The following is a 21,414-nucleotide window of genomic DNA, read 5'->3' on the forward strand; positions in this document are numbered from 1 at the left end:
ATCTAGGGAGTAGGGTTTCATTGTTCTCTTTCTTACCACCTCTAATATTGTACCTAATCGTTAAGCAAAGTGCTGTAGTATGTGAAAATGATGCTATGGGTTTGGGTTGAGTTATTGACACCGACATGAGATGCGATCGATCGCAAGAAATGGATTTGACAAATTAGTTTGATTGTTGCAAAACCTGGAAAAACAGGTTCTCGATTACACTTGGGTACATCAGGGACACGGCAGTGCCGTGTCCGTACCTGTATTTTAAGCAACAGTCCGATCGCCCAAATCCCTCTCAACATCCGCTAGCAGCCCGTATTTTCCCTGTATTCCCAATGGCCGACTTGCTTATCTGCCTAGAAATCATATACTTTGTCAAGTTAAGAAAATATTTTTTTGATTCATCCAGGAGCGAGAAAAAAAATGTACATTGTACAAATTGCCTCGGAGTGCGCCCCCGTCATCAAAGCAGGGGGTTTGGGCGACGTAGTTTACGGTTTGAGTCGGGAGTTGCAGAATTCCGGTCACTGCGTCGAGATTATTCTGCCCAAGTACGACTGCATGAGGTACGACCACATTTGGGGACTTCACGAGGCCTATCGGGATCTCGCGGTGCCCTGGTACGGCGGCGAAATCCTCTGTGATGTCTTGTGCGGCTGGGTGCACGGGCAGTTGTGTTTTTTCATCGAACCTCGCTCTCAAGATAACTTTTTCAATCGCGGCTGTTATTACGGCTGCGATGACGACAATATGCGGTTTGCATTTTTCAGCAAAGCCGCTTTAGAATTTTTGCTCAGAAGCAACAAGCGTCCCGATGTGATTCACTGTCACGATTGGCAAACTGGTTTAGTGCCAGTCATGCTGTTTGAAATATACAAATACAATTGGATGGAATATCAGCGAGTCTGCTATACCATTCACAATTTCAAACATCAAGGCATGGGAGGTAGCGATATTTTGCATGCAACGGGTTTGAATCGAGAGGATTATTATTTTGAGTACGATCGCCTCCGAGATAATTTTAACCCTTTTGCCATCAACTTTATGAAAGGTGGGATTGTTTACTCAAACTTTGTCACCACAGTTTCGCCGCACCACGCTTGGGAAGCTCATATGGGCGAGTTCGGCTACGGTTTGGGCCACACTTTGCATTTATATCAAGATAAGTTTCGCGGGGTGCTCAACGGCATTGATTATGATGTGTGGAATCCTGAGAGCGATCGCTACATTCCGCACCACTACACTCAGGAGGATTTGGCAGGAAAAGCCAAAACTAAAAAAGCTTTGCGCGATCGGCTGTTACTGCGCGATGCTGACAAGCCTATTATTACCTTTATCGGTCGTTTGGACGACCAAAAAGGCGTTCATCTCGTCCACCATGCAATTTATTACTCTCTGAGTAAGGGAGCGCAATTCGTGCTTTTGGGTTCCGCGACGGAAGCGGGAATTAACGCTCATTTCCAGCACGAAAGACACTTTTTAAATGATAATCCAGACTGCCATTTAGAACTAGGTTTTAATGAGGAACTGTCGCACTTAATTTACGCGGGTGGAGATATCATTGTGGTTCCCAGCAATTACGAACCCTGCGGGCTGACTCAGATGATCGGGTTGAGGTACGGTACTGTTCCTGTGGTGCGGGGAGTTGGCGGTTTGGTGAATACTGTGTTCGATCGAGATTACGACACCCGCCACCTCCCGGAAGAACGCAACGGTTACGTATTTTTCCAAAGCGACTACTACGCTTTAGAGTCGGCGCTCGAGCGCGCGATCGGATTGTGGTATGACTATCATGATGAATTTGAAAAACTCATGGTTCAAGGCATGAGTTGCGATAACTCGTGGAAATATCCAGCTAAAGACTATGTGGAAATTTACGAGCTAATTCGACACAAATAATCAGTAAGGGCGGGTTTTCCGGGAGCATCTCATATTTGTAAAAACACTTCTTCTGGCTCCTTCCTTCTTCCTCTTTCCTCCTGCCTCGCAGCCTCGGGCCTCGGGCCTTAAAACTCCAATTTCTAGGTTAACTGCTTTCATTGAGATGCTCCCGGTTTTCCCAAAAATATTTTCTCTACCTTTAGGAATAGATAAACCCGCTCTTTTCTAAGCAGACAGAGATAATGTTTTGAGTAAAAGTGGGGGGGTGGAAAGTACGAATGCAGATTGTAGGGTTTCCTTGCCTGTCATTCCCAAGTGCGATCGCCGAAGATAAGGGTATACAAATTAAACGGTTGGTTTTCACCCGCCCTTACACAAAATGAACTCACAACTAGAACAACAAGTAACGATTCTACAAGACGAAACAGCAGCGGCCGGAAATTCTGCAAACCCAACAGTTGAAACTCCTTTATTCGCCTCAGAATTTGCAGCAGAAGAAAAAGTCAGAGTGGAAGAATTTAAGATTAGTGGCGAAAGTTTAATTGGTAAAGTCAAAGAACTAATTGAGCAAGGAAAACTCCGCCGCCTCGTCATCAAAAACTCGCAAGGGCGGACTTTGGCAGACATTCCGCTGATGGCGGGATTGGTGGGCGGCGTTGCAGGATCGGTAGTCTTTCCAATTGCTGCTGTACTTGCTACAGTGGGGGCAGTTGCGGCTCATTTGACTGTAGCCATCGAGCGCAAAGAATAGTCTTGAGTTAATTGTTAATTCAGCGCTTACCCAAGCCACACCAAAAACCCAGTTTCTGTGTTAATTGTTCGTATCAATCGACGATTATTACCAGAAACCGGTTTTTTTGCATAAGGATCGCGAATTAAATAATTTACACTCTTGAAAGTGGGGTGGGCGTCCCGCCCGTCCAGAAAGGGCGGGCGGGACGCCCATCCCACAAGAACATCACGCATTGTAAGTTATTTAATTCTCATTCCTAAGTTCTATAATTCCGGTACTTTCGCCGCAGGTTGGTCTAAATAATTGTAAACAATCCGCGAAATCCGACGCACAAAATCTCTCACAATCGGGTCATTGTAAGGACGTTTGACAAATATTGCCGCTAAATAACGCTTGCCGTTGGGCATATCAATAATTCCTGCATCGCCAACTACAAAGCCAATATCTCCGGTTTTGTCAGCAATAACTGCGCCGGGGCCTAAACCGGAAGGCAAAAGCGTTCTAGTCGTAGTATGCCGCAGTAATTCTAAAGCTTGTTCCCGACTGGATTCAGAAACTAATTTATCGCCAGACAGCATTGCCAGCAACTTTACCATATCCACAGAACTGGTTGTATTTGTTCCTTGAAAATCTCCCAACCAATTGCGAATTCTGGTATCAGTTAATCCCCAACTGCGAAAACGCTCGTTGAGTTTAGCAATTCCCCCCAAACGTTCAATAATCATGTTGGTGGCTGTATTGTCGCTGATGGTAATCATTTTATCTACGGTTTCTCTGATGCTAAAGCGAGTGCCATCTGGTTCGTCTTGCATAGTTCCAGAACCGCTGGCAACCAAGTCAGACTTCATAACTAATGTTTCGTCTAGGCTAACTTTGCCTGCGTCTACATCTTGATAAAAAGCAATCAGAATAGGTAATTTGATGGTACTCGCGGCCGGAAATACGCGATCGCCCTTGATATCCAAATAGTTTCCTGTATCTAAATCCAGAAAAAACATTCCGGCGCTGAGGGATCTATACTGTTCGATCGCACTTTCGATTTGAGGCTTGATGGCTGTCATTTCCAAGCCTGTTGACATCCCCAAATCAGCGGAATAGTTTCTCAGATTTCCGGGATAAACAGTGGGCGTAACTTGACTTGCTGCTTGTTCTATCTGGGTAATAGCTGTGGGTATAAAAGATTCGTTGCCGGCTATTTGCTCGGGATTTGGCAACTGAAACGACCAGCGAGTGGCAGATTCTCTAATGACTCGGATTTGTTGCGGGTCTAACTTATAACCGGGAGTTAATTGTATCACTAACCTGGTAGTTTGGGTGTCAAATTGTCCGACTCTAATTTGTTGAATAGCTGAGTTGTAGCTTTGAGGAGTTTCGGGATATTCCAAGACTATTCCCGGCAAATCAATTACTAAGCGGGTGGGGTTTGCGATTAGTTTGACTTCCGGCTGAACTCCTGAATCTGTGGTTAAATTGAGCTGGTTTTCGCGGGCATCGAAGTGCCAAGATGTTAGTGTATCAGCTTTTGCAGGCAGGGCGATCGAGAAAAGGCTAAGGGCGGCCGGCAACAGCCATCGCAGTTTTAAAGTCATGTTTGAAGAGAAAGAGTTTAACGGCTGCAACGAGAAAGCGGCTGAAAAAACGTTATCAACCGCTTTCGAGGCGAACCACATAGCATCATACAGCCAACTTTTGCCCGCAGCCGTAATTTTTATTATTTTCTTTGAGAATAGTCGGTTTCCGGGACAGATCCCAAATCCGCTTCTATTACCCCTTTTTCTTCCTGTCTCGCGCAGGCGGACGAAAGTTTGTACTGTCGCGAATTATCTTGGCAGAATCTTGTTGTGTCGGCGCAAATTTTATTCGCCTTAGATAAATTCAAGTTATGCTATCTCCTGATTTCTAGCATCTTCGAGCGAGTCGATCGCGGCTTTGAGAAAAACTTTTCCTTTAGCAACAAATCGGCGATCGCTCAAAGGATCGTAAGCTTCCCAATTACCGCTAACTTCGCGATCGCGCCACAAAAACCAGCAGCGGTAGATTTCCCCGCTATCTATATCATCGCACAAAGCCAGCCAATCATCCCCCGTGAGAGCGCTGGCATCTAATGCTACCAATTCCACCCACGCAAGTGCAGTGCAGGCATCAATAGCGTCAGCATCAACCGAGTCAGCAGATTTTGTAGCTATAGGTTGTGGCGAGCAAAGTGTAGACTTCATAATTTCTCCTTAATTAAATTAAATCACTCAGTCAATGAATTGCCTATTTATGCAACTGACCCGGTACGCCAAGTGGAAAAATTGTGTTTTGATAAATTTCTGGTTGGTCAAATTTACCAGCGGCTGATGCTTCTGTTAAATTATTCAGTGTATTAATTGTAAAAATGGCGGCAGTTCCCAAAGCGGCCATTGCCAGTCTGTGTAAGATTTTGCTCATTTGGCTGCTCCTTTTTTGCTTGGTGTATCTACTCTAAAAAGTTCAATGGTCATTAGCGGCGGAGATTGGGGAGTTAAGAAAAACTTTTTATACTAAAATATATTCAACTGTTGAATCCGTTATCAGGACAGAGTTTGAGGAGTCGATCGCCCAAAAAACCTCCCCAAGTAAAATTCCTTAAATTCCGGCTGGCTGATTATCTTCCTTAAAATCGCCTAAAATAAGAACTTAAGGCGTTAAAATTTCTAAATTTGTTCCCCTTTCACTGCAAGCGAAGTGCTCAAGTCAAAACGCGATCGCGGTCGCATTCTCACTGCCTCTGGCTTAAAGAAACTTAACGAGGCGCTCCAAGAATGGTCTGACCGACATAACATTAGAGGTACTCTGACTGAAATCGAGGCCGAGTCTGGCGTCGGTGCCGATACAGTCAGCAAAATTAAGCAGGGTAGAGAAGGTGCGGATTTGAGTAAAATTCGCCAGTTGTTCGCGGCTTTTGAGATGACTCTGGCGAATGGCGACCACCGATCGGCTAAACTAGACGATGCGGAAGATGCGGGTGAGTCGGACAATTTGCCTGCTGCGGGGGAAACAGCCAACAGCAGAATTGTTAAAGTATTTGTCAGTTATCGCAGCACCGAACCAGATCGCGAGTTAGGAAAACAGTTGGAAATGGCCTTAATCGCGATCGGTCATACAGTTTTCACAGCCGAAAATAACATTAGATTGGGAGATAATTGGTTCGACCGCATTAATTTATTCATCCAAGAATGCGATTATTTGCTGCTACTGTTGCCGCCAACGGAAAACCAAAGCGAACTACTAACATATCAAGTTCAGCAAGCAAAAGAACTGCAAGAATCCCGCCCAGACAGAAAACCAATAATTCTCCCCATCCGCGTCGGTTTTCCCCTGAACGCGCCTCTAAATCACGATTTGCGCGGCTATCTGTACCGCATCAAACAGAGGGAATGGAAAACCAGCGCCGACACTCCAATTATTATCGAAGAAGTTCTGAAATTGCTAGCAGAAGAACCCGCACCAGTTACCGAAGAAACGGAAAATTTAACACAAAAACAGCTATTAGAAATTAGCAGTGACGAAATACCTCTACCCGCCGCCGAACCAGAATTACCGGGAGGACAAGTAGATGTCGCTTCTCAATTTTATGTAGAACGCCCGCCCATCGAAGAACGCTGCTATCAAACTATTGTGCAGCCCAGCGCCTTAATTAGAATCAAAGCACCGCGACAAATGGGCAAAACTTCGTTGATGGCAAGAATTTTGCATCACGGAGCACATCAAGGCTATTGCACCGTCCCGCTAACTTTTCAGTTAGTAGATAAAGGCGTATTTGCCAACTTAGATAAATTCTTAAAGTGGTTTTGCGCTTACGTCGGCCGCGAGTTGCACTTACCCAATCAATTAGACGATTATTGGGACGAGATTTTTGGCAGCAAAGTCAACTGCAAAGATTACTTTGAAAAATACATTTTACCGCAAATCGACAGTCCTTTAATTTTAGGATTAGACGAGATCGATCGCGTTTTCCAATATCCAGACATTGCCGAAGACTTCTTAGGACTGCTGCGGGCGTGGCACGAAGAATCAAAGCGGCGCGACATCTGGAAAAAACTGCGATTAATTGTCGTTCACTCCACCGAAGTTTACATCCCGATGAACATCAATCAATCGCCTTTCAACGTCGGATTGCCAGTAGATTTGCCAGAATTCAACCATCAGCAAGTACAAGAGTTAGCAGCGAGGCACAACTTGAATTGGTCGGATGCAGAAGTTGAGGAATTGATGGCAATTGTCGGCGGACATCCGTATTTAGTGCGAGTTGCATTATATCACATTTCGCGATCGGGTTTGACACTCGATGAATTAAAAGAAACTGCGATCGCAGATGCGGGAATTTACAGCGACCATTTGCGCCGGCAGTTGTGGAATTTGGAAGAATATCCAGAGTTGGCGCAGGGGATGAGAGAGATTGCAGCGGCGGATTCTCCGGTGCCGTTAAAGGCGATGCAGGCGTTTAAATTAGACAGTTTGGGTTTGGTGAAGTTGCAGGGGAACGAGTGCGTGCCGAGGTGCGAACTGTACCGGGAATATTTTCGATCGCACTTAAGCGCGATCGTGTAAAATTTTGTGCGTAAGTGCGGTAAGTAATAATCAGGTGAATGATACCCATGAACGATATTTTTTTGATAACATCCGATAATTGGCTAGATTGGATAACCGTATTTGGTTATCTAGCCTTTACAGCTTTCATTGCATGGCGCGTGTTCACCACAAAGTAGATATATTATGAAATTACCTTCTGTCTCTTCTTCTTTCTTACTTCCCGTCCTAGCGCTTACGCGCCGCGTAACGCGCCTTCGCGGTTCGTTAAATAAACAGTAAAATAAGACAACAATCAACTCTGCTATACAGTTATGTCGGCCGTAGAAAGTGTTGCAGCAATTCCGAACGATCTGATTTTCCGCTTGAGCATCGAGCAGTATCATGCGATAATTCAAGCTGGCATTCTCACTGATAATGACTCTGTAGAATTGCTGGAAGGTTGGCTGGTTTTCAAAATGCCAAAAAATCCACCGCATCAAGCAACAACTCGTCTGGTCAGAACAGCTTTAGAGAACATTTTACCTGCGGGGTGGTATGTCGATTCCCAAGAACCGATCGCGCTTTCCAACAGCGAACCAGAACCCGATATAGTGGTTGTTCGAGGGGATACGCGACAGTATCTCGATCGCCATCCGGGGGCTGAAGATATTGCCCTGATTGTTGAATTATCAGATACGACGCTTCAGCGCGATCGCACTGTAAAGAAACGGATTTATGCCCGCGCTGGAATTGCGATTTATTGGATTGTGAATCTTGTTGAAGGACTGGTTGAGGTGTACTCTCAACCTCTTGTTGAAGTTGAGGCGTCAGATTACTGTCAAAGGTTTGATTTGGGGCGATCGGCTGTTATACCGATTATTGTTGAAGGGAGAGAAATTGGGGCGATCGCTGTGAATTCTCTATTACCTTGAGATAAAATGAGTAATATCGTTTACGGTTGTTTTTGAATGATTTAACCGCAGAGGCCGCAGAGGGCGCAGAGTCAGAGAAGAGAGAGATGAATAATTTCGATAGCAACGGATTTGAGATAAATCCTCAACTTGTAGGGTGCGTCAGACGAAGTTTTATGGCGATTATTCAAAGTTTAGGATAGTAGAGCACCTTACTAATTAAATGATGCAAGTAGGAGGCTTATAAAATAAAATGATTGACGAGCAATAGTGGGAAGAAATAAAAGAGTCTCTAAAAGTTGGAACTAAATTGAAAGGAGTAGTCACCAAGCACGGGCATTTTGGGATATTTGTTGCCCTTCCAGGGATAAAGTTTACCGGTATTGTGGAACTCGGGGATTTCAAAGATGAAGGTTTTCTGACACGCGATGAATATCCAGCAGTTGGTTCATCAGTTGATGTAGTCGTGCGGGCATTTAAGGAAACGGGACAACAAATTTGGTTAGGGATGAAGCCCAGCCAGTTGAATTAGTCAAAATTATTGGGAGTGATAAATTGAAAGAAGGCATTGCTGAAAAGCGAGATGATGTGGAACGAAGTTCCAAGCATCTCGTCCTATTTTCATCCTGGGAATTAGCAACGCCTTCATCTGTTGATTACTCAGCACTTTGCTATAGCATACCGAATTTACCAAGACGTTAGAAAATTCCAATCTTCTGTATCGTCTGGGTATAATAATGGTGGCGGTTGATTGGGTTGTTCGAGTAAGGTTTTATAGTCTCCTGAATCTACCCATTTTAGAAGTTCCGAAGCGCGCATCACGACCCAAGATTGGCTGGAATCGTTGAAACTGAGCAACTTAGTAAGTGTATCTTGAGACTTTACACTGTTGTCGCTAAATTCGCGCACTTGAACGAGGAAATCAGCGATCGCTTCCGGTGTTACATAGCAACTGGGTAAACCGCCAAGTTTCATCAACGCGGTAATCGCTACATCCACATCCTGACAAGCCAGCAACCCCGCCCGATCCGCTGTAAACCTTGCCATCATTAACCAATTCCAGAACGCCAGTTCTAACCCATTAGCTGCCAAACCGCCAAATCCTAATGTCGCTGCATTCACCCAATTCTTTAAAAGCGGCATCACCATCGCTATTTGATGATAGAGCAAATGCTGACTCTTAATGTGGGCGACTTCATGCCCCAATACATAAATCAGTTCCTCGCTAGAAAGCCATTCGTAGGCTTCTAAATTCACCGTTACAATTGGACTTTCAATACCAATCGTAACGGTAATAATATGCCCCCAACCGCGAAACAAATATAAATCTGGACAGGGATATAAATCGAGAATTTCACAAGTTTCTTCCAACGCCTGAGACAACCCCGGAAAATTGTTGGGAGTCACGCGAAAATCACTGCCCAAACATTGCAAACGGAGTAGGCGATCGATACCGTACTCATTCACTTTCTTCAGCAATAAAGAAACTCCAGGCATCTTTTCTAGAGACGCTAAAGCTTTGCGATCGAAAGGATGTTCGTAAGTCTCTGACTTCAATCCTAATAAGACTTTTTTCATCCTAAATAGACCTCCTTTAGTAGAAAATGTGCCTGTTCCCGATCGTGCTTAGCCATTCATCTCTCGATTCAGCAATGCCTGAAAGAACTAAATCTAAACTTGCTCTCTCAACTTTCGCAAAATCGGAATTTGTTCCAACTGTTCCGACCGTATACTATCCCAGTTTAACCCAATTGGACGCGGATAACTTGTATTAGTCTCAATTACCTCCAGGGCAGTAACAATCCAATTCAGCGCCCAATCGTGAGCTTGCATTGACAAACGCAAATCTTCGACTATTTGCAAAGGATGCACTGTTGTTACAATTGGCGTATCGATTTCTACTAACCCGAATTCCTTGAGCATAGCCAATTCTAAATCGGCAAATCCTGCACCTTTCCCGGTTCTTCCACCGTTACGTCCTGCTGCTACGCAGCCGACTATTACTAAATCAATCGGTTCCATTTCTGCAAAACTTACCAATTTTCCGCAATCGAGAGCTTTGCGGGCGATCCTCTTCGAGGGCTTCGCTAACGCACTTTCGGCAATTGATATATTTTGCCTCTGCACATCCTCAAGCGTTAACTCAACAAAACATCTATCGTCTGTCAATCGCGGAACTGCCATATACAGGCGTTTTCCATCTTGCAAAGCTTGCATCCGCACCGGAATTTGCGCTGAATCTGGATTGCACTTAATCGTTTTTGCTTGTTGCCATATTGGTACAGTTGCCAATCTTTCGGCCGCCAACTCGGCACCGACAAAGTTGGGAATATGACCAAACGGATCGCCAATAGAGGCGGCTTGCTGCTTCAGCAAAGACCAAATTTCAGCTCTTAACTTGTCTTTGTCGTCGTTATATCCAGTCCAATCAGTTTTCATGCTGTATTGTGGTACAATGTATCATACAAAAGTTTTTTTAATACGCCTCATTTCTTCAGTCTCGCGTTGCGCGGACTTTGTTTGACAAGGAGCGGTTTCAACCGCCGTTTCAACCGCCGAATGACCCCAAGATATTTTTGGGATTTTACCATTTTATCCTATGGATTTTACCACAAAACCCAGTTACTATCAAGTCGGTGGGAGTTTGACAAATAACGCTCCAAATTATGTGAAGCGGCAAGCCGACGACGACCTTTATAACGGATTGAAAGCCGGGGAATTTTGCTATGTTTTGAATTCCCGGCAAATGGGCAAATCTAGCTTGCAGGTGCGGACAATTCAGCGGCTGAGAAATGAAGGAATTGCTTGTGCTGCGATCGACATTTCGGAAATTGGCAACCGCGGCGTCACTCCCGAACAGTGGTATGCTGGTTTGCTACGCATTCTCGAAAATAACTTTAACCTGTCGGATATTGTCAACGTGCGAACTTGGTGGCGCGATCGCAATTTTTTAACCCCGGTTCAAAGATTGAGCGAATTCATCGAAACCGTACTGTTACCCAACATTTCCAGCAATATTGTCATTTTTATTGACGAAATCGACAGCATTCTCGCCCTAGATTTTCCCGCAGACGATTTTTTAGCCTTAATTCGATCGTGCTACAACAAGCGCGCCAACAATTCAGAATTCGATCGCCTAACTTGGGCCCTTTTAGGCGTAGCATCCCCGACGGATTTGTGCCGCGAGCAAAATGCCAGCAGCAATACCCCTTTTAATATTGGCAAGCCGATTGAATTAACTGGTTTTGACGAAACAGAAGCTCAACCGCTAGCAGCGGGGTTGGCAGAGCTTACAGACAGCCCTCATGAAGTTTTGAGAGAGGTTTTGTATTGGACGGGCGGGCAGCCTTTTTTGACTCAAAAGCTGTGCAAACTTCTGCTGGAAAATCCACAATTAATCCCGAATTTACCCCCCCCAGCCCCCCCTTGCCAAGGGGGGGAGAAAGATGCTGCCACCCCTTGCCAAGGGGGGGAGGAAGATAAAATTAACACTTCTAAAGAGTGGGTGGAGAAAGTAGTGCGCTTGAAAATCGTGGAGAATTGGGAATCTCAGGATGTCCCAGAACATTTGTCCACAATTCGCGATCGGCTTTTCAAAGAAAACCAGCGGATTGTGAGGAGACTCGGATTGTATCAGCAAATTTTAGAACAAGCTGAAATTGTCCCCGATGGCAGTGCCGAACAAATGGAATTGCGATTAAGCGGATTAATCGTTAAGCGCGGGGAAAAAGTAACAATTTCTAATCCTATTTATCAAGCTGTATTTAACCAAGAGTTAATTGAAGAAAAATTAGAAAAACTCTCGCCTTACTCCGAAGCGATCAAACTCTGGCTAAATTCTAGCTGTGAAGATAATTCCCAACTGTTGCGAGGCGATGATTTGCAGTCAGCATTAGTTTGGGCGGCCGGAAAAAGTTTGAGAAACGAAGATTTTCAATTTTTGACTGCCAGCCAAAAAAATATTTTGAGCGACCAAAATCAACTGCTGCGTTCAGCTACACTAGAAACCAAAAAAGCTGTGTGGGATGCCGCAAAAGCTTTGAGTGAAGCTGACTCTGCCAAACAAAAAGCCAAACAGTGGATCGGCATCGGTTCTGCGGTACTGGCAGCATCGTTACTGGCGGCGATCGGCTTTTCAACTCTGGCTTACCAGCGGTTTAAACTAGCACAAGCAAGTATTGAAATCGAACAAAATGGCAGCGATGCTTTACTATTGGCGGTATCTCAAAAGACAGAAAACAGCGAAGCTTTATCAGAAGCTTTACTGAGGGCGATCGCCTCTGGAGAAAAATTAAAAACTTTGGTTAAAAACAAACCGCGCCTAGAACAATATCCCGCAACTATACCCCTGTTAGCCTTACAAGTAATTCTCGATCGAATTAGCGAAAAACAGCCGATAAACCACTCATCACTTTCACAAAGAAAGATGAATTGGCAAGCTCATACTGGTGCAGTTACCAGCGTCAATTTTAGTCCAAACAGAAAAATTTTAGTGACCGCAGGCATAGACGATAGAGTTCGGATTTGGAACTTGTTCGGGCAAAAAATTCTGGAATGGAAAGCTTTGCAGCAGTCAGTTAATATGGTACACTTTAGCCCCAACGGTAATTTTTTGGCGACTGCCGGAAGAGACAGCACAGTTAAACTATGGAATTTATCAGGAAAAAATATTTCTACATTCAAAGAGATTCAAGGCTCAGTTACCAGCATCAGTTTTAGTCCCGAAGGAAAGTTATTGGCTGCCGCAGGAATAGACAGCAATGCTGCAATTTGGAAATTGTCAAAACTGCCCAAATCAATATCACCTAGCGTGAAACTACCCGGTCACAACGGCTTAGTGAGAAGCGTAAATTTTAGCCCGAGTGGCAATTTTATAACAACGTTAGATGGCAACTCTACAGTGCGAATTTGGAATTTGTCGGGACAACTGAAAAAAACCCTTCCCCTTCAGGCAATTGGGATCAGTTTCAGTCCGGCTCAACACCAGCATCGCTTTGCTACAGTAACATTGAATGGCAAAGTCGGGCTGTGGAATCTGTCAGGGAAAGAATTAGTTAATGAATTTCAAACATTGCATTTAGATGCGAAATCAATTAGTTTTAGTCCCGACGGAGAACGGCTTGCTACAGTCGGAATTGACAAGACAGTGCGGCTGTGGAATTTAGCAGGGCGGCAGGTTGCTCAATTTGAGTTTGAGGAGAATGTGGTTAGTGTCAGTTGGAGGGGAGATGGAAAGCAAATTGCTGTAGCTGGAAGCAACGGTACTGTCTGGCTGAGGCAGGTTGAAGGGTTAGAAGAATTGCTGAAGCAAAGCTGCAATTTTTTCACCAGTCAACCGAAGTATTTTAGAAGAGTTTCAACTCTCTGCAAGTAGGGACACGGCAATGCCGTGTCCTCTCAATAATCTGCAAGTATGACACGGCAATGCCGTGTCCCTACCCGTAGCTAATGACTTATGACTATCAATTTACCTTAACCGGCGAAACACTTACATTAGGATTTTTGACTTTTCTTAATAGTTCTTGTCGGGCTTGTTCGGGATTTTGTCCTTTGGGTACTTGATATAATAATCTACAGGAACCATCTTGAGAATTAGCTGCACAAATAATTAGTTGACCGCTGGGAGATGCACCTGATGTGATAATATTCTCCCAGTTACCTTGCGGTTGCGAGTTGTTGAGAATTCCCGAGACTCGGGTGCACCGAGTAATCGCGTCTTCTCCGGATTCATTGAAATAGTTATCAGCTAGCCACAGAATAACGGGAATATTTTTGCCTTGTTGGACAGCAATTGTAGCTGGGCGGCCGCCCGCAGCGCCGCAGAAGAATGAAGGCGTTTGGGCAAAGGCTGGACTGTTTCCTAAAATCGGAGCAGCAAGGGCAATAATTGACGCGCTAAAAGCTGACTTTAAGAGCCGAAATTTCATGAGCAGTAATAAGCTTGTTCATTTAAGGTTACTAATAGTTTAAAAAGTTAGACTGTTTGTTGCCGGGAAGATTAGGCATTTAGGGAAAAAAATAAAATTAATTCTGCAAATTTTTGCGATCGCATATACTGACCTCATCTAGGCTAAGACTCAGGGAAAAAAGCTGGCTGACAAAGACGGACGGGAGAAAATAGGTGCAGCGGCAGGGGCGCCAGCGCGCAGGAATAGGGTAAAGGTGCGGTTTTTCACCGTTTTTTGCTGAGCCTCGCTCTTCCTCAGGCCGTTCCACCTAAACTAGAACCTGTGTTAACATCGGTAAAAATATTCTCTTTAATAATCAACAATGGGCAATGTTCTGGTGCTGAACGCCTCCTACGAACCCCTTAACATCACCAATTGGCGAAGGGCGGTAGTTTTGTTGCTGAAAGGAAAAGCAGAACAGGTAGAACACAACGGGAAATTTATTGCGCCAAACTTCCCGCTACCAACTGTGATCCGACTGCGGCATTACGTCCGAGTTCCCTATAAGGATATTCCGCTGACCCGCCGGAACATCTTGCACCGGGATGCACACTCTTGTCAATACTGTAGTTATACGGGGGACGATTTAACCCTCGATCATGTAATTCCCCGATCGCGCGGAGGAGGCGACAGTTGGGAAAACCTCGTCACCGCCTGCGTGCGCTGCAATGTCAATAAAGGCAGCCGCACGCCGAAAGAAGCGGGAATGCCGCTGCGCTATCCGCCTAGGAAACCTCACAGCGGTCTTTATTTTGAAGTCACTAAACACGTTAAGAGCGGTATGCACAAAGAATGGCAAAAATATGTAATAGGCCTTTAAAACCCCCTGTCAGCGCAAGCGCGGGGGTTTTTTGCGGAAGGTTTGAGTTCTAAGATTGCTTAGTTCTTCGCAATGCACGCGGGGTGCATGAGTTAAAAAGTTAAAGAGTTAAAGAGAGAATTTACGTTCTTAAATCCGGTTTCTAGTAAGAAGTATTGGCTTTGACAACCAGGCATCTACAAAGAAACGGGGTTTAAGATCGAATGTCGCGCAAATCCTGAAATAGTTAAATTGTTAATTTTCAACGATGAAAGACCATCCCCCTAACAATTCCGATGAAACATCCGGCAACCGCGAAGGTGAACTTGATGCCAGCAGCGAGGTTGTACCCGAAGTGAGTGCGCCCGGGAAACGGCGCAGCAAAGCCGAAGTTGCTTCCCAAGAGAATCGCGGCCGTCTCCGCGAGGAATTGCACGATCGCAAAATCGAGCAGTTGCGCCAGATGTTCGATCGGCACAAAGGCACTCGCCAGTTAATCTTACTGCAAGATTTTCCCGACCCCGACGCACTTTCAAGCGCTTGGACTTACAAATTAATTGCCGAACAGTACGATATCCAATGCGAGATTATCTACGCCGGCACCCTCAGCCACCAAGAAAATATTGCCTTAGTTAAATTGACAGGGTTGCCGTTGCAGCGGTGGACGCTGGAAACAGTAAAAACTAAGGATTTGTCAGTGTTTCAGGGCTGCGCTTTCATCGACAACCAAGGGACTACTTGTAACTTAACCGAGTATATTTTAGCGGCCGGAGTTCCGATCGCCGCCGTCATCGACCACCACAATTTGCAGGGGGAAATGAACGCAGAATTTACCGATTTGCGCCCCCAAATCCGCGCTACAGCCACGATTTTTGCCGAGTATTTACAGGCTGGACTCCTAGCTCTCGACGGCAGTGTCAGCCTGCACATCAAGTGCGCTACAGCTTTGATGCACGGTTTGCGATCGGATACGAACGCCCTCAGACAAGCTCAGGAGGAGGACTTTTTGGCTGCGGCTTATTTGAGCCGGTTTTACGACCCGCAGTTGCTGAATGCGGTGTTGCAGTCGTCTCGTTCTAAATGGGTGATGGACGCGATCGAGCGATCGCTCAAACACCGCACCGTCCGGAACAATTTTTCGATCGCCGGCATCGGCTACCTCCGCTATGACGATCGGGATTCTATTCCCCAAGCGGCGGACTTTTTAGTAACAGAAGAGAACGTACATACAGCCGTTGTTTACGGAATTGTTCACGACAAAGATGAGGAAATTGAATTAGTAATTGGGTCGCTGCGAACTACTAAACTCACTCTCGACCCCGACGAATTTATTAAAGAAACTTTCGGTCAAGATGCTCAAGGACGCTTTTTTGGAGGTGGTAGAAGTCAAGCCGGAGGTTTTGAAATTCCGGTGGGATTTCTTTCCGGCAGCAATGAGAATAGCGATTATGCAAGGCTGAAATGGGAAGTATTTGATGCTCAGATCAAGCAAAAATTGCTGAATTTAATTAGTCCGACAGACAACCCGGTTTATCATAATTAGATTGACTAATTTTTCGCCAATCAATTGAATATTTGACAGGACTTATATAGTTTTTAATGAAGTGAGGTTAGCTCCTTGGAGGCTTAAAGAAGTCGGGTATCGAGGTATTTTGTTTTTTTAGGTAGTCTTACTTACCGAATCAGAACACCTCAGCTAACGGCTCAAGACTATATGAAAATCTTAAATACAGCAAAAACACCCTACCTAAAAGCCACAAAGTCATCTTCCTATTCATATCTATTCCGGTTACACCGGAATGGTATAGAGGACACGGCGAGTGCCTAAGTCCCTACGCCAGATTAATTGTAGGGAGTTAGGCACTCGCGGTGTCCTGACTGTGGGTAACATTAATTCCGATGCTACCGGCATATCAGCGGCTGCAAATAATAAATTACTGTACCGATCCCAAGCAGGTTAGACTGGTATAAAAAGGGTTGATAAAAGGAAAGGAACATGGAGATGTCTACACCACAGGCTTTCTCTTGCTCGTCAGAGAAATTTATCGAAAATTTTTTCAAAATAGCACTTCAAATCAACGATTTCACGAATTGGGAGATGTTTTTGCAATTGGCGGTTGCAGAAACCAGGGTGTTGCTGCAAACCGATCGCGTGATTATTTATGGCTTCCTACCACAGGGAAATGGTGTAGTATTAGCTGAAGCCGTCGATCCCTTGTGGCCGCGAATCCAGGGACAAGTGATTGACGATCCTTGGTTTGAAGCAACCTGGATAGAGCGTTACAGCCAAGGAGAAACGAGTGCCATTTCAGATATTCACGCAGGTGATGTTCCAGCTTGTTATGTGGAATTTCTCGATCGCCTCCAGGTTCGGGCGCATTTAGTCGTGCCAATCTTGTGCCAGAATAATTTGTGGGGATTGCTGATTGCCCATCAGTGTAGAAGCCTGCGGAAATGGCAATCCTCCGAAGTGCAATTATTGCAACAAATGGCACTCCAACTCGGCAGCGCGATCGTCGAGGAACAGGAACGGCATCAACAACTTCACCAATCAGAAGTAAAGCTAAAACCCGGAACCATTGAACTTCAACCAACAGAAACGGATATTATAGAGAAAAAGTCATTAGACATCAGTCTGCCAGAGAGTCAACAACAATCTTCTAAAATTAATCATCCAGCCAATGAATCTGAGCGATTAGAATGTTTACGGCGCTACCAGATTTTGGATACTCCACCGGATGGAGCCTTCGATCGCATCACGGCAATTGCGGCGCGTTTTTTTCGAGTGCCCATCGCCGTTGTCACCTTGGTGGATCGCGATCGGATTTGGTTCAAATCTCGTTACGGGTTGGATATCCAGCAAATAGATCGGGAACCCGGACTCTGTGCCTCGGCGATTTGGCAAGACGATGTGTACGAAATTAAGAATGCTCTTGAAGATCCGCAGACGATCGTAAATCCCCTAGTGTTGGGAGCATTTGGTTTGAGATTCTATGCAGCAGCACCGCTAAAAACCCATGATGGGTATAACTTGGGAACCCTTTGCATAATTGATAAGCATCCCCGTCACCTTTCAGCAGAAGAAAAAGCCACCTTACGCGATCTAGCCGCGATCGTTATGGATGAGATGGAACTGCGTCTATCTGCTCGCAAGCTGATCGAAAAAACTGAAGCACAGCGTGAGAGCGAAGAACGCTGGCAACTAGCACTACGAGGCAATAACGACGGCATCTGGGACTGGAATGTGAAAACCAACGAAGTTTTCTTTTCCAGTCGATGGAAAGAGATGTTGGGATTTGAAGAACACGAAATTTCTAACCATCTGGATGAATGGTCAAAACGCTTACACCCCGATGACCTCGATTTGGTAACGCAACTAATTCTTGACCATTTTGCCAAGAAAACACCGTTTTACATCTCAGAGCATCGGCTTTTGTGCAAAGACGGCAGCTATAAGTGGATTCTCGATCGCGGTCAAGCCCTTTGGGATAAAGGAGGCAATGTCATTCGGATGTCAGGCTCTCACACCGATATTAGTGAGCGCAAACAGGCGGAGTTTGAGCGAAGAGAATTGATGATTGCCTTAGAAAATGCAGTTTCTGGTATCTCTCAACTGGATACTCAAGGACGATATATATTTGTCAATCAATCCTATGCAAATACAGTTGGATATCAACCAGAAGAAATGATCGGAATGTTCTGGAAAAAAACTGTACATCCCGATGATTTAGAAAAGTTAATTGCGGCTTATCAACAAATGCAGCAAGAGGGCAAAGTAGAGGTAGAAGCCAGAGGGATTCGCAGAGACGGCTCTAGCTTCTACAAACAAGTGGTGATGATCTCGATTTACGACGATCGACAGCAGTTCATCGGGCATCACTGCTTTATGAAGGATATCAGCGATCGCAAGCAAGCAGAAACATCATTAAAACAAGATTTCGAGCGTCTGAGTAAAGTGATTGCTACCCAACAGGAAATCGCCATCCGCAATCCCAATCTTGATGCAGTCATGGCGGTGATTGCAGACAGCACTCAAGATTTGACCCGCGCCGACGGATCGGTGATTGAAATGGTTGAAGGGGATGAATTGGTGTATCGGGCTGCCAGCGGTATCGCCAGCGCCTATGTTGGATTGCGGGTCAAAATAGCGACAAGTTTATCGGGAAAATGTATTACGACCGGCTCCATCCTGCTTTGCCACGATTCAGAAACCGATGCACGGGTGGATCGGGCTGCCTGTCAGCGCATTGGTGTCCGGTCAATGGTGGTTGTTCCCTTGTTTTATCAACAAGAACGGGTTGGTGTCTTAAAAGTTATTTCAGCGACACCCTCTAGCTTTACAGAGTCAGACATCCAGACTTTACAACTGATGGCTGGGTTTTTGGCTGGTAGCGTGCATCTGGCTTCAGAGTTTGATGCCAAAAACATTCTCCTGAGTCAATTAGGGGAAAGTGAGGAACGGTATCGTTCTGTGATTGCCACCATGACAGAAGGCGTCGTACTTCAGCTAGCAGACGGAGAAATTATTGCCTGTAATGCCAGTGCCGAAAGGATTATCGGGCTGACCTCCCAACAAATGATGGGGCGTACATCAGTAGATTTAGACTGGCGAACTGTTCGGGAAGATGGCTCTCCCTTCCCCGGCGAACAGCATCCGGCAACGATCACCCTACAGACGGGAAAACCGCTATCAAATGTGGTGATGGGCATTCACAAGGCCGATGGAACACTGACTTGGATTTCGATTAATTCGCAACCGCTGTTCCAGAGGAATGAGTGTCATCCGTATGCAGTAGTGACGACTTTTGCTGATATTACAGAACGGAAGCAGGCAGAGGAGATAGTCAGAAATCAGGCTCAGGGAGACAGATTAATGGCAGCGACAGATGGGTTAACACAAGTAGCAAACCGTCGCTGCTTTGATGAGCGATTGCAGTCGGAATGGCACCGACTGATGCAGGCAAAACAACAGCTTTCGTTGATTATGTTGGATGTAGATTATTTCAAGCGATATAACGATTGCTACGGACATCTTGCTGGGGATACTTGTTTGGTGAAAGTCGCCAAAGCCGCAGCAGCGGCAGTTAAACGTTCCGCCGATTTGTTTGTGCGCTACGGGGGCGAAGAATTTGCTGCTATCCTGCCGAATACGGATGCTGCAGGGGCGATCGCAGTTGCTGAGTCGATGCGACAGGCAATCCGAGATTTGGCAATCCCTCACGAACAATCTGATGTGAGCGCGATCGTGACCGTTAGCATGGGAATTGCTAGCATGGTTCCCCGCAGGGGACAATCGCCCGAGGAACTGATAGCCGCATCCGATCGAGCATTGTACGATGCGAAACGACAAGGGCGCGATCGCTACGCCTCTAGCGCCAACCAGATGACGGCGGCAGATTTCAATAAAGTTGTAGAATAGGCAAAAGATGTCGATCGCGCCAAACTTCACCCATAAGTTCGTAGGCGTAAGCCGGGGCGGAGCCATCGCACAGCTATCACAAGGACAGCGACATTGCACTTATATCTGATCCGTCACGGTATCGCGGCCGCACCCGAAGAATACGATACAGACTCTGAACGGCCGCTGACTAAAGAGGGTGCGAGCAAAACCCGGAAAATCGCCCAGCGGCTGTACGAACTCGAAATTCAGTTTGACCTGATTCTCACCAGTCCCCTACTGCGGGCGCAGCAAACCGCCCAAATCCTGCAAACAGTCGGTTTGAGTTCCAAAATAGAAGAATCCCGCGCCCTCGCACCTTCAGGAGACATCGGGAACTGGCTGAAGTGGTACAAGCAGTGGCAGGAAACAGGCAGCAGCAACTTGGCCTTGGTGGGCCACCAACCAGACTTGGGCAACTGGGCAGAAACTTTGCTTTGGGGTCGATCGCAAGATGCCCTGATTCTCAAAAAAGCAGGTATCATCGGCTTAATCCTCCCCGAAATAGGTTCCCCGGTAGGCCGCAGCCAAATGTTCTGGCTGACTCCACCCAAGTTTTTGCTCCCCTAGAAACAGCGAACCGCGACATTAACAGGATGCGCCAGCACTCTTAAACCCGGATTCAAAGGACGCAGAAACCGGCTTTGAGGGGCGAAAATACTCATGGGTGCGATCGGGATCTCTGTTGAAAAACCCGGTTTCTGAAGCGCAATTAAATGATTATTTGGAAATTGGGTTTAAAACCCCGTCCTTCTAGGACGGCTTTAATTTCTTAAATCCATTCCTAAAAATCAGGGAATTGCTGGTATTTGTAGTATACTACAATCGTCAAGGTTAAACTCCTGTGCCTCAAGTGAAACAGTTAAGACACACTTTTAGGCATAAATTGTTGGACACAGAGCAGCGAATACTCTTAAAACAGCTAGAGAATCAACGCATTCTTTTTACCAGACAAAAATAATTTGGTTCATTTGTTAAGTAGGGTAGGGCATACCCGAACTCTAGGTTCATATCCTAGTACGCTTTTGGAGATAGACCCTCTGGAGTTGCTGTGAGTTGAACTCGTCAATTGGTATGTTGTACGGTTGAAAGGTTTAAGAAGTGCCGAAAGGACATAGCGCTTAAAGGTCAGTCGATGAATTAAGAATCCCCACGCCTTTAGGTCCGGGAGTGTCAAT

Annotated in this window: 16 protein-coding genes; 10 read left to right on the forward strand and 6 right to left on the reverse strand. The window is 45.6% G+C overall.

Annotation, left to right across the window (positions count from 1 at the left end; genetic code table 11):
- Positions 1-414 precede the first annotated feature (414 nt).
- Together glgA and QUA99_RS16775 are read left to right on the forward strand one after the other, a co-directional pair.
- Positions 415-1,890 carry a glycogen synthase GlgA gene (gene glgA / locus QUA99_RS16770; protein WP_333238657.1) on the forward strand — a complete coding sequence of 492 codons (1,476 nt, stop codon included), beginning with the start codon at positions 415-417 and terminating at the stop codon, positions 1,888-1,890.
- 361 nt (positions 1,891-2,251) lie between these two features.
- Positions 2,252-2,623 carry a DUF4342 domain-containing protein gene (locus tag QUA99_RS16775; protein WP_333238659.1) on the forward strand — a complete coding sequence of 124 codons (372 nt, stop codon included), beginning with the start codon at positions 2,252-2,254 and terminating at the stop codon, positions 2,621-2,623.
- 245 nt (positions 2,624-2,868) lie between these two features.
- Here QUA99_RS16775 and QUA99_RS16780 read toward each other — a convergent pair whose 3' ends face one another.
- From QUA99_RS16780 to QUA99_RS16790, 3 genes are all read right to left on the reverse strand, one after another.
- Complete coding sequence (locus QUA99_RS16780) at positions 2,869-4,194, reverse strand: serine hydrolase (protein WP_333238661.1); 1,326 nt, start codon at positions 4,192-4,194, stop codon at positions 2,869-2,871.
- A gap of 291 nt (positions 4,195-4,485) precedes the next feature.
- Entirely contained in the window at positions 4,486-4,821 is a 336-nt protein-coding gene (locus QUA99_RS16785; RefSeq protein WP_333238663.1) for a hypothetical protein, read from the reverse strand.
- A gap of 43 nt (positions 4,822-4,864) precedes the next feature.
- Positions 4,865-5,038 carry a hypothetical protein gene (locus tag QUA99_RS16790; RefSeq protein WP_190659259.1) on the reverse strand — a complete coding sequence of 58 codons (174 nt, stop codon included), beginning with the start codon at positions 5,036-5,038 and terminating at the stop codon, positions 4,865-4,867.
- A 276-nt stretch (positions 5,039-5,314) separates the two neighbouring features.
- Between QUA99_RS16790 and QUA99_RS16795 the strand changes: the two genes are divergently transcribed.
- The 3 genes from QUA99_RS16795 (at position 5,315) to QUA99_RS16805 (ending at position 8,584) form a co-directional block, all read left to right on the forward strand.
- Positions 5,315-7,180, forward strand: a complete 1,866-nt coding sequence (locus tag QUA99_RS16795) for an AAA-like domain-containing protein (RefSeq protein WP_333238665.1) — start codon at positions 5,315-5,317, stop codon at positions 7,178-7,180.
- 293 nt (positions 7,181-7,473) lie between these two features.
- Complete coding sequence (locus QUA99_RS16800; RefSeq protein WP_333238667.1) at positions 7,474-8,073, forward strand: Uma2 family endonuclease; 600 nt, start codon at positions 7,474-7,476, stop codon at positions 8,071-8,073.
- Between the two features lie 259 nt (positions 8,074-8,332).
- Positions 8,333-8,584 carry a S1 RNA-binding domain-containing protein gene (locus QUA99_RS16805; RefSeq protein WP_333238754.1) on the forward strand — a complete coding sequence of 84 codons (252 nt, stop codon included), beginning with the start codon at positions 8,333-8,335 and terminating at the stop codon, positions 8,582-8,584.
- Between the two features lie 155 nt (positions 8,585-8,739).
- Here QUA99_RS16805 and QUA99_RS16810 read toward each other — a convergent pair whose 3' ends face one another.
- Both QUA99_RS16810 and QUA99_RS16815 read right to left on the reverse strand, forming a co-directional pair.
- Positions 8,740-9,630: a M48 family metallopeptidase gene (locus tag QUA99_RS16810; RefSeq protein WP_333238669.1), complete on the reverse strand. Its 891-nt coding sequence runs from the start codon at positions 9,628-9,630 to the stop codon at positions 8,740-8,742.
- A gap of 93 nt (positions 9,631-9,723) precedes the next feature.
- Positions 9,724-10,491, reverse strand: a complete 768-nt coding sequence (locus QUA99_RS16815) for a 5-formyltetrahydrofolate cyclo-ligase (protein ID WP_333238671.1) — start codon at positions 10,489-10,491, stop codon at positions 9,724-9,726.
- Positions 10,492-10,651: 160 nt separating this feature from the next.
- Here QUA99_RS16815 and QUA99_RS16820 point away from each other — a divergent pair, with 160 nt between their 5' ends.
- On the forward strand, positions 10,652-13,426 hold the full coding sequence (locus QUA99_RS16820) for an AAA-like domain-containing protein (protein WP_333238673.1): 2,775 nt from the start codon (positions 10,652-10,654) through the stop codon (positions 13,424-13,426).
- 88 nt (positions 13,427-13,514) lie between these two features.
- Here QUA99_RS16820 and QUA99_RS16825 read toward each other — a convergent pair whose 3' ends face one another.
- The gene (locus QUA99_RS16825; RefSeq protein ID WP_333238675.1) at positions 13,515-13,979 is read right to left on the reverse strand and encodes a COP23 domain-containing protein; all 465 of its coding nucleotides are present in this window, start codon (positions 13,977-13,979) and stop codon (positions 13,515-13,517) included.
- A gap of 343 nt (positions 13,980-14,322) precedes the next feature.
- Here QUA99_RS16825 and QUA99_RS16830 point away from each other — a divergent pair, with 343 nt between their 5' ends.
- From QUA99_RS16830 to sixA, 4 genes are all read left to right on the forward strand, one after another.
- Positions 14,323-14,820: an HNH endonuclease gene (locus tag QUA99_RS16830; RefSeq protein WP_190659271.1), complete on the forward strand. Its 498-nt coding sequence runs from the start codon at positions 14,323-14,325 to the stop codon at positions 14,818-14,820.
- Positions 14,821-15,067: 247 nt separating this feature from the next.
- Positions 15,068-16,342 (forward strand): bifunctional oligoribonuclease/PAP phosphatase NrnA, encoded by a 1,275-nt coding sequence (locus QUA99_RS16835; RefSeq protein ID WP_333238677.1) that lies wholly within the window; start codon positions 15,068-15,070, stop codon positions 16,340-16,342.
- 459 nt (positions 16,343-16,801) lie between these two features.
- Positions 16,802-20,218 (forward strand): diguanylate cyclase domain-containing protein, encoded by a 3,417-nt coding sequence (locus tag QUA99_RS16840; RefSeq protein ID WP_333238678.1) that lies wholly within the window; start codon positions 16,802-16,804, stop codon positions 20,216-20,218.
- A gap of 93 nt (positions 20,219-20,311) precedes the next feature.
- The gene (gene sixA, locus QUA99_RS16845) at positions 20,312-20,806 is read left to right on the forward strand and encodes a phosphohistidine phosphatase SixA (protein WP_333238681.1); all 495 of its coding nucleotides are present in this window, start codon (positions 20,312-20,314) and stop codon (positions 20,804-20,806) included.
- Positions 20,807-21,414: the final 608 nt, after the last annotated feature.

The organism is Microcoleus sp. F10-B2, assembly GCF_036704965.1.
Classification (GTDB): domain Bacteria; phylum Cyanobacteriota; class Cyanobacteriia; order Cyanobacteriales; family Microcoleaceae; genus Microcoleus.

What these genes read in the sequence shown, in the direction of transcription:
- glgA (WP_333238657.1), top strand. Translation starts at nt 415, where the DNA reads ATGTACATTGTACAAATTGCCTCGGAGTGCGCCCCCGTCATCAAAGCA.
- QUA99_RS16775 (WP_333238659.1), top strand. Translation starts at nt 2,252, where the DNA reads ATGAACTCACAACTAGAACAACAAGTAACGATTCTACAAGACGAAACA.
- QUA99_RS16780 (WP_333238661.1), bottom strand. Translation starts at nt 4,194, where the DNA reads ATGACTTTAAAACTGCGATGGCTGTTGCCGGCCGCCCTTAGCCTTTTC.
- QUA99_RS16785 (WP_333238663.1), bottom strand. Translation starts at nt 4,821, where the DNA reads ATGAAGTCTACACTTTGCTCGCCACAACCTATAGCTACAAAATCTGCT.
- QUA99_RS16790 (WP_190659259.1), bottom strand. Translation starts at nt 5,038, where the DNA reads ATGAGCAAAATCTTACACAGACTGGCAATGGCCGCTTTGGGAACTGCC.
- QUA99_RS16800 (WP_333238667.1), top strand. Translation starts at nt 7,474, where the DNA reads ATGTCGGCCGTAGAAAGTGTTGCAGCAATTCCGAACGATCTGATTTTC.
- QUA99_RS16810 (WP_333238669.1), bottom strand. Translation starts at nt 9,630, where the DNA reads ATGAAAAAAGTCTTATTAGGATTGAAGTCAGAGACTTACGAACATCCT.
- QUA99_RS16815 (WP_333238671.1), bottom strand. Translation starts at nt 10,491, where the DNA reads ATGAAAACTGATTGGACTGGATATAACGACGACAAAGACAAGTTAAGA.
- QUA99_RS16820 (WP_333238673.1), top strand. Translation starts at nt 10,652, where the DNA reads ATGGATTTTACCACAAAACCCAGTTACTATCAAGTCGGTGGGAGTTTG.
- QUA99_RS16825 (WP_333238675.1), bottom strand. Translation starts at nt 13,979, where the DNA reads ATGAAATTTCGGCTCTTAAAGTCAGCTTTTAGCGCGTCAATTATTGCC.
- QUA99_RS16830 (WP_190659271.1), top strand. Translation starts at nt 14,323, where the DNA reads ATGGGCAATGTTCTGGTGCTGAACGCCTCCTACGAACCCCTTAACATC.
- QUA99_RS16835 (WP_333238677.1), top strand. Translation starts at nt 15,068, where the DNA reads ATGAAAGACCATCCCCCTAACAATTCCGATGAAACATCCGGCAACCGC.
- QUA99_RS16840 (WP_333238678.1), top strand. Translation starts at nt 16,802, where the DNA reads ATGTCTACACCACAGGCTTTCTCTTGCTCGTCAGAGAAATTTATCGAA.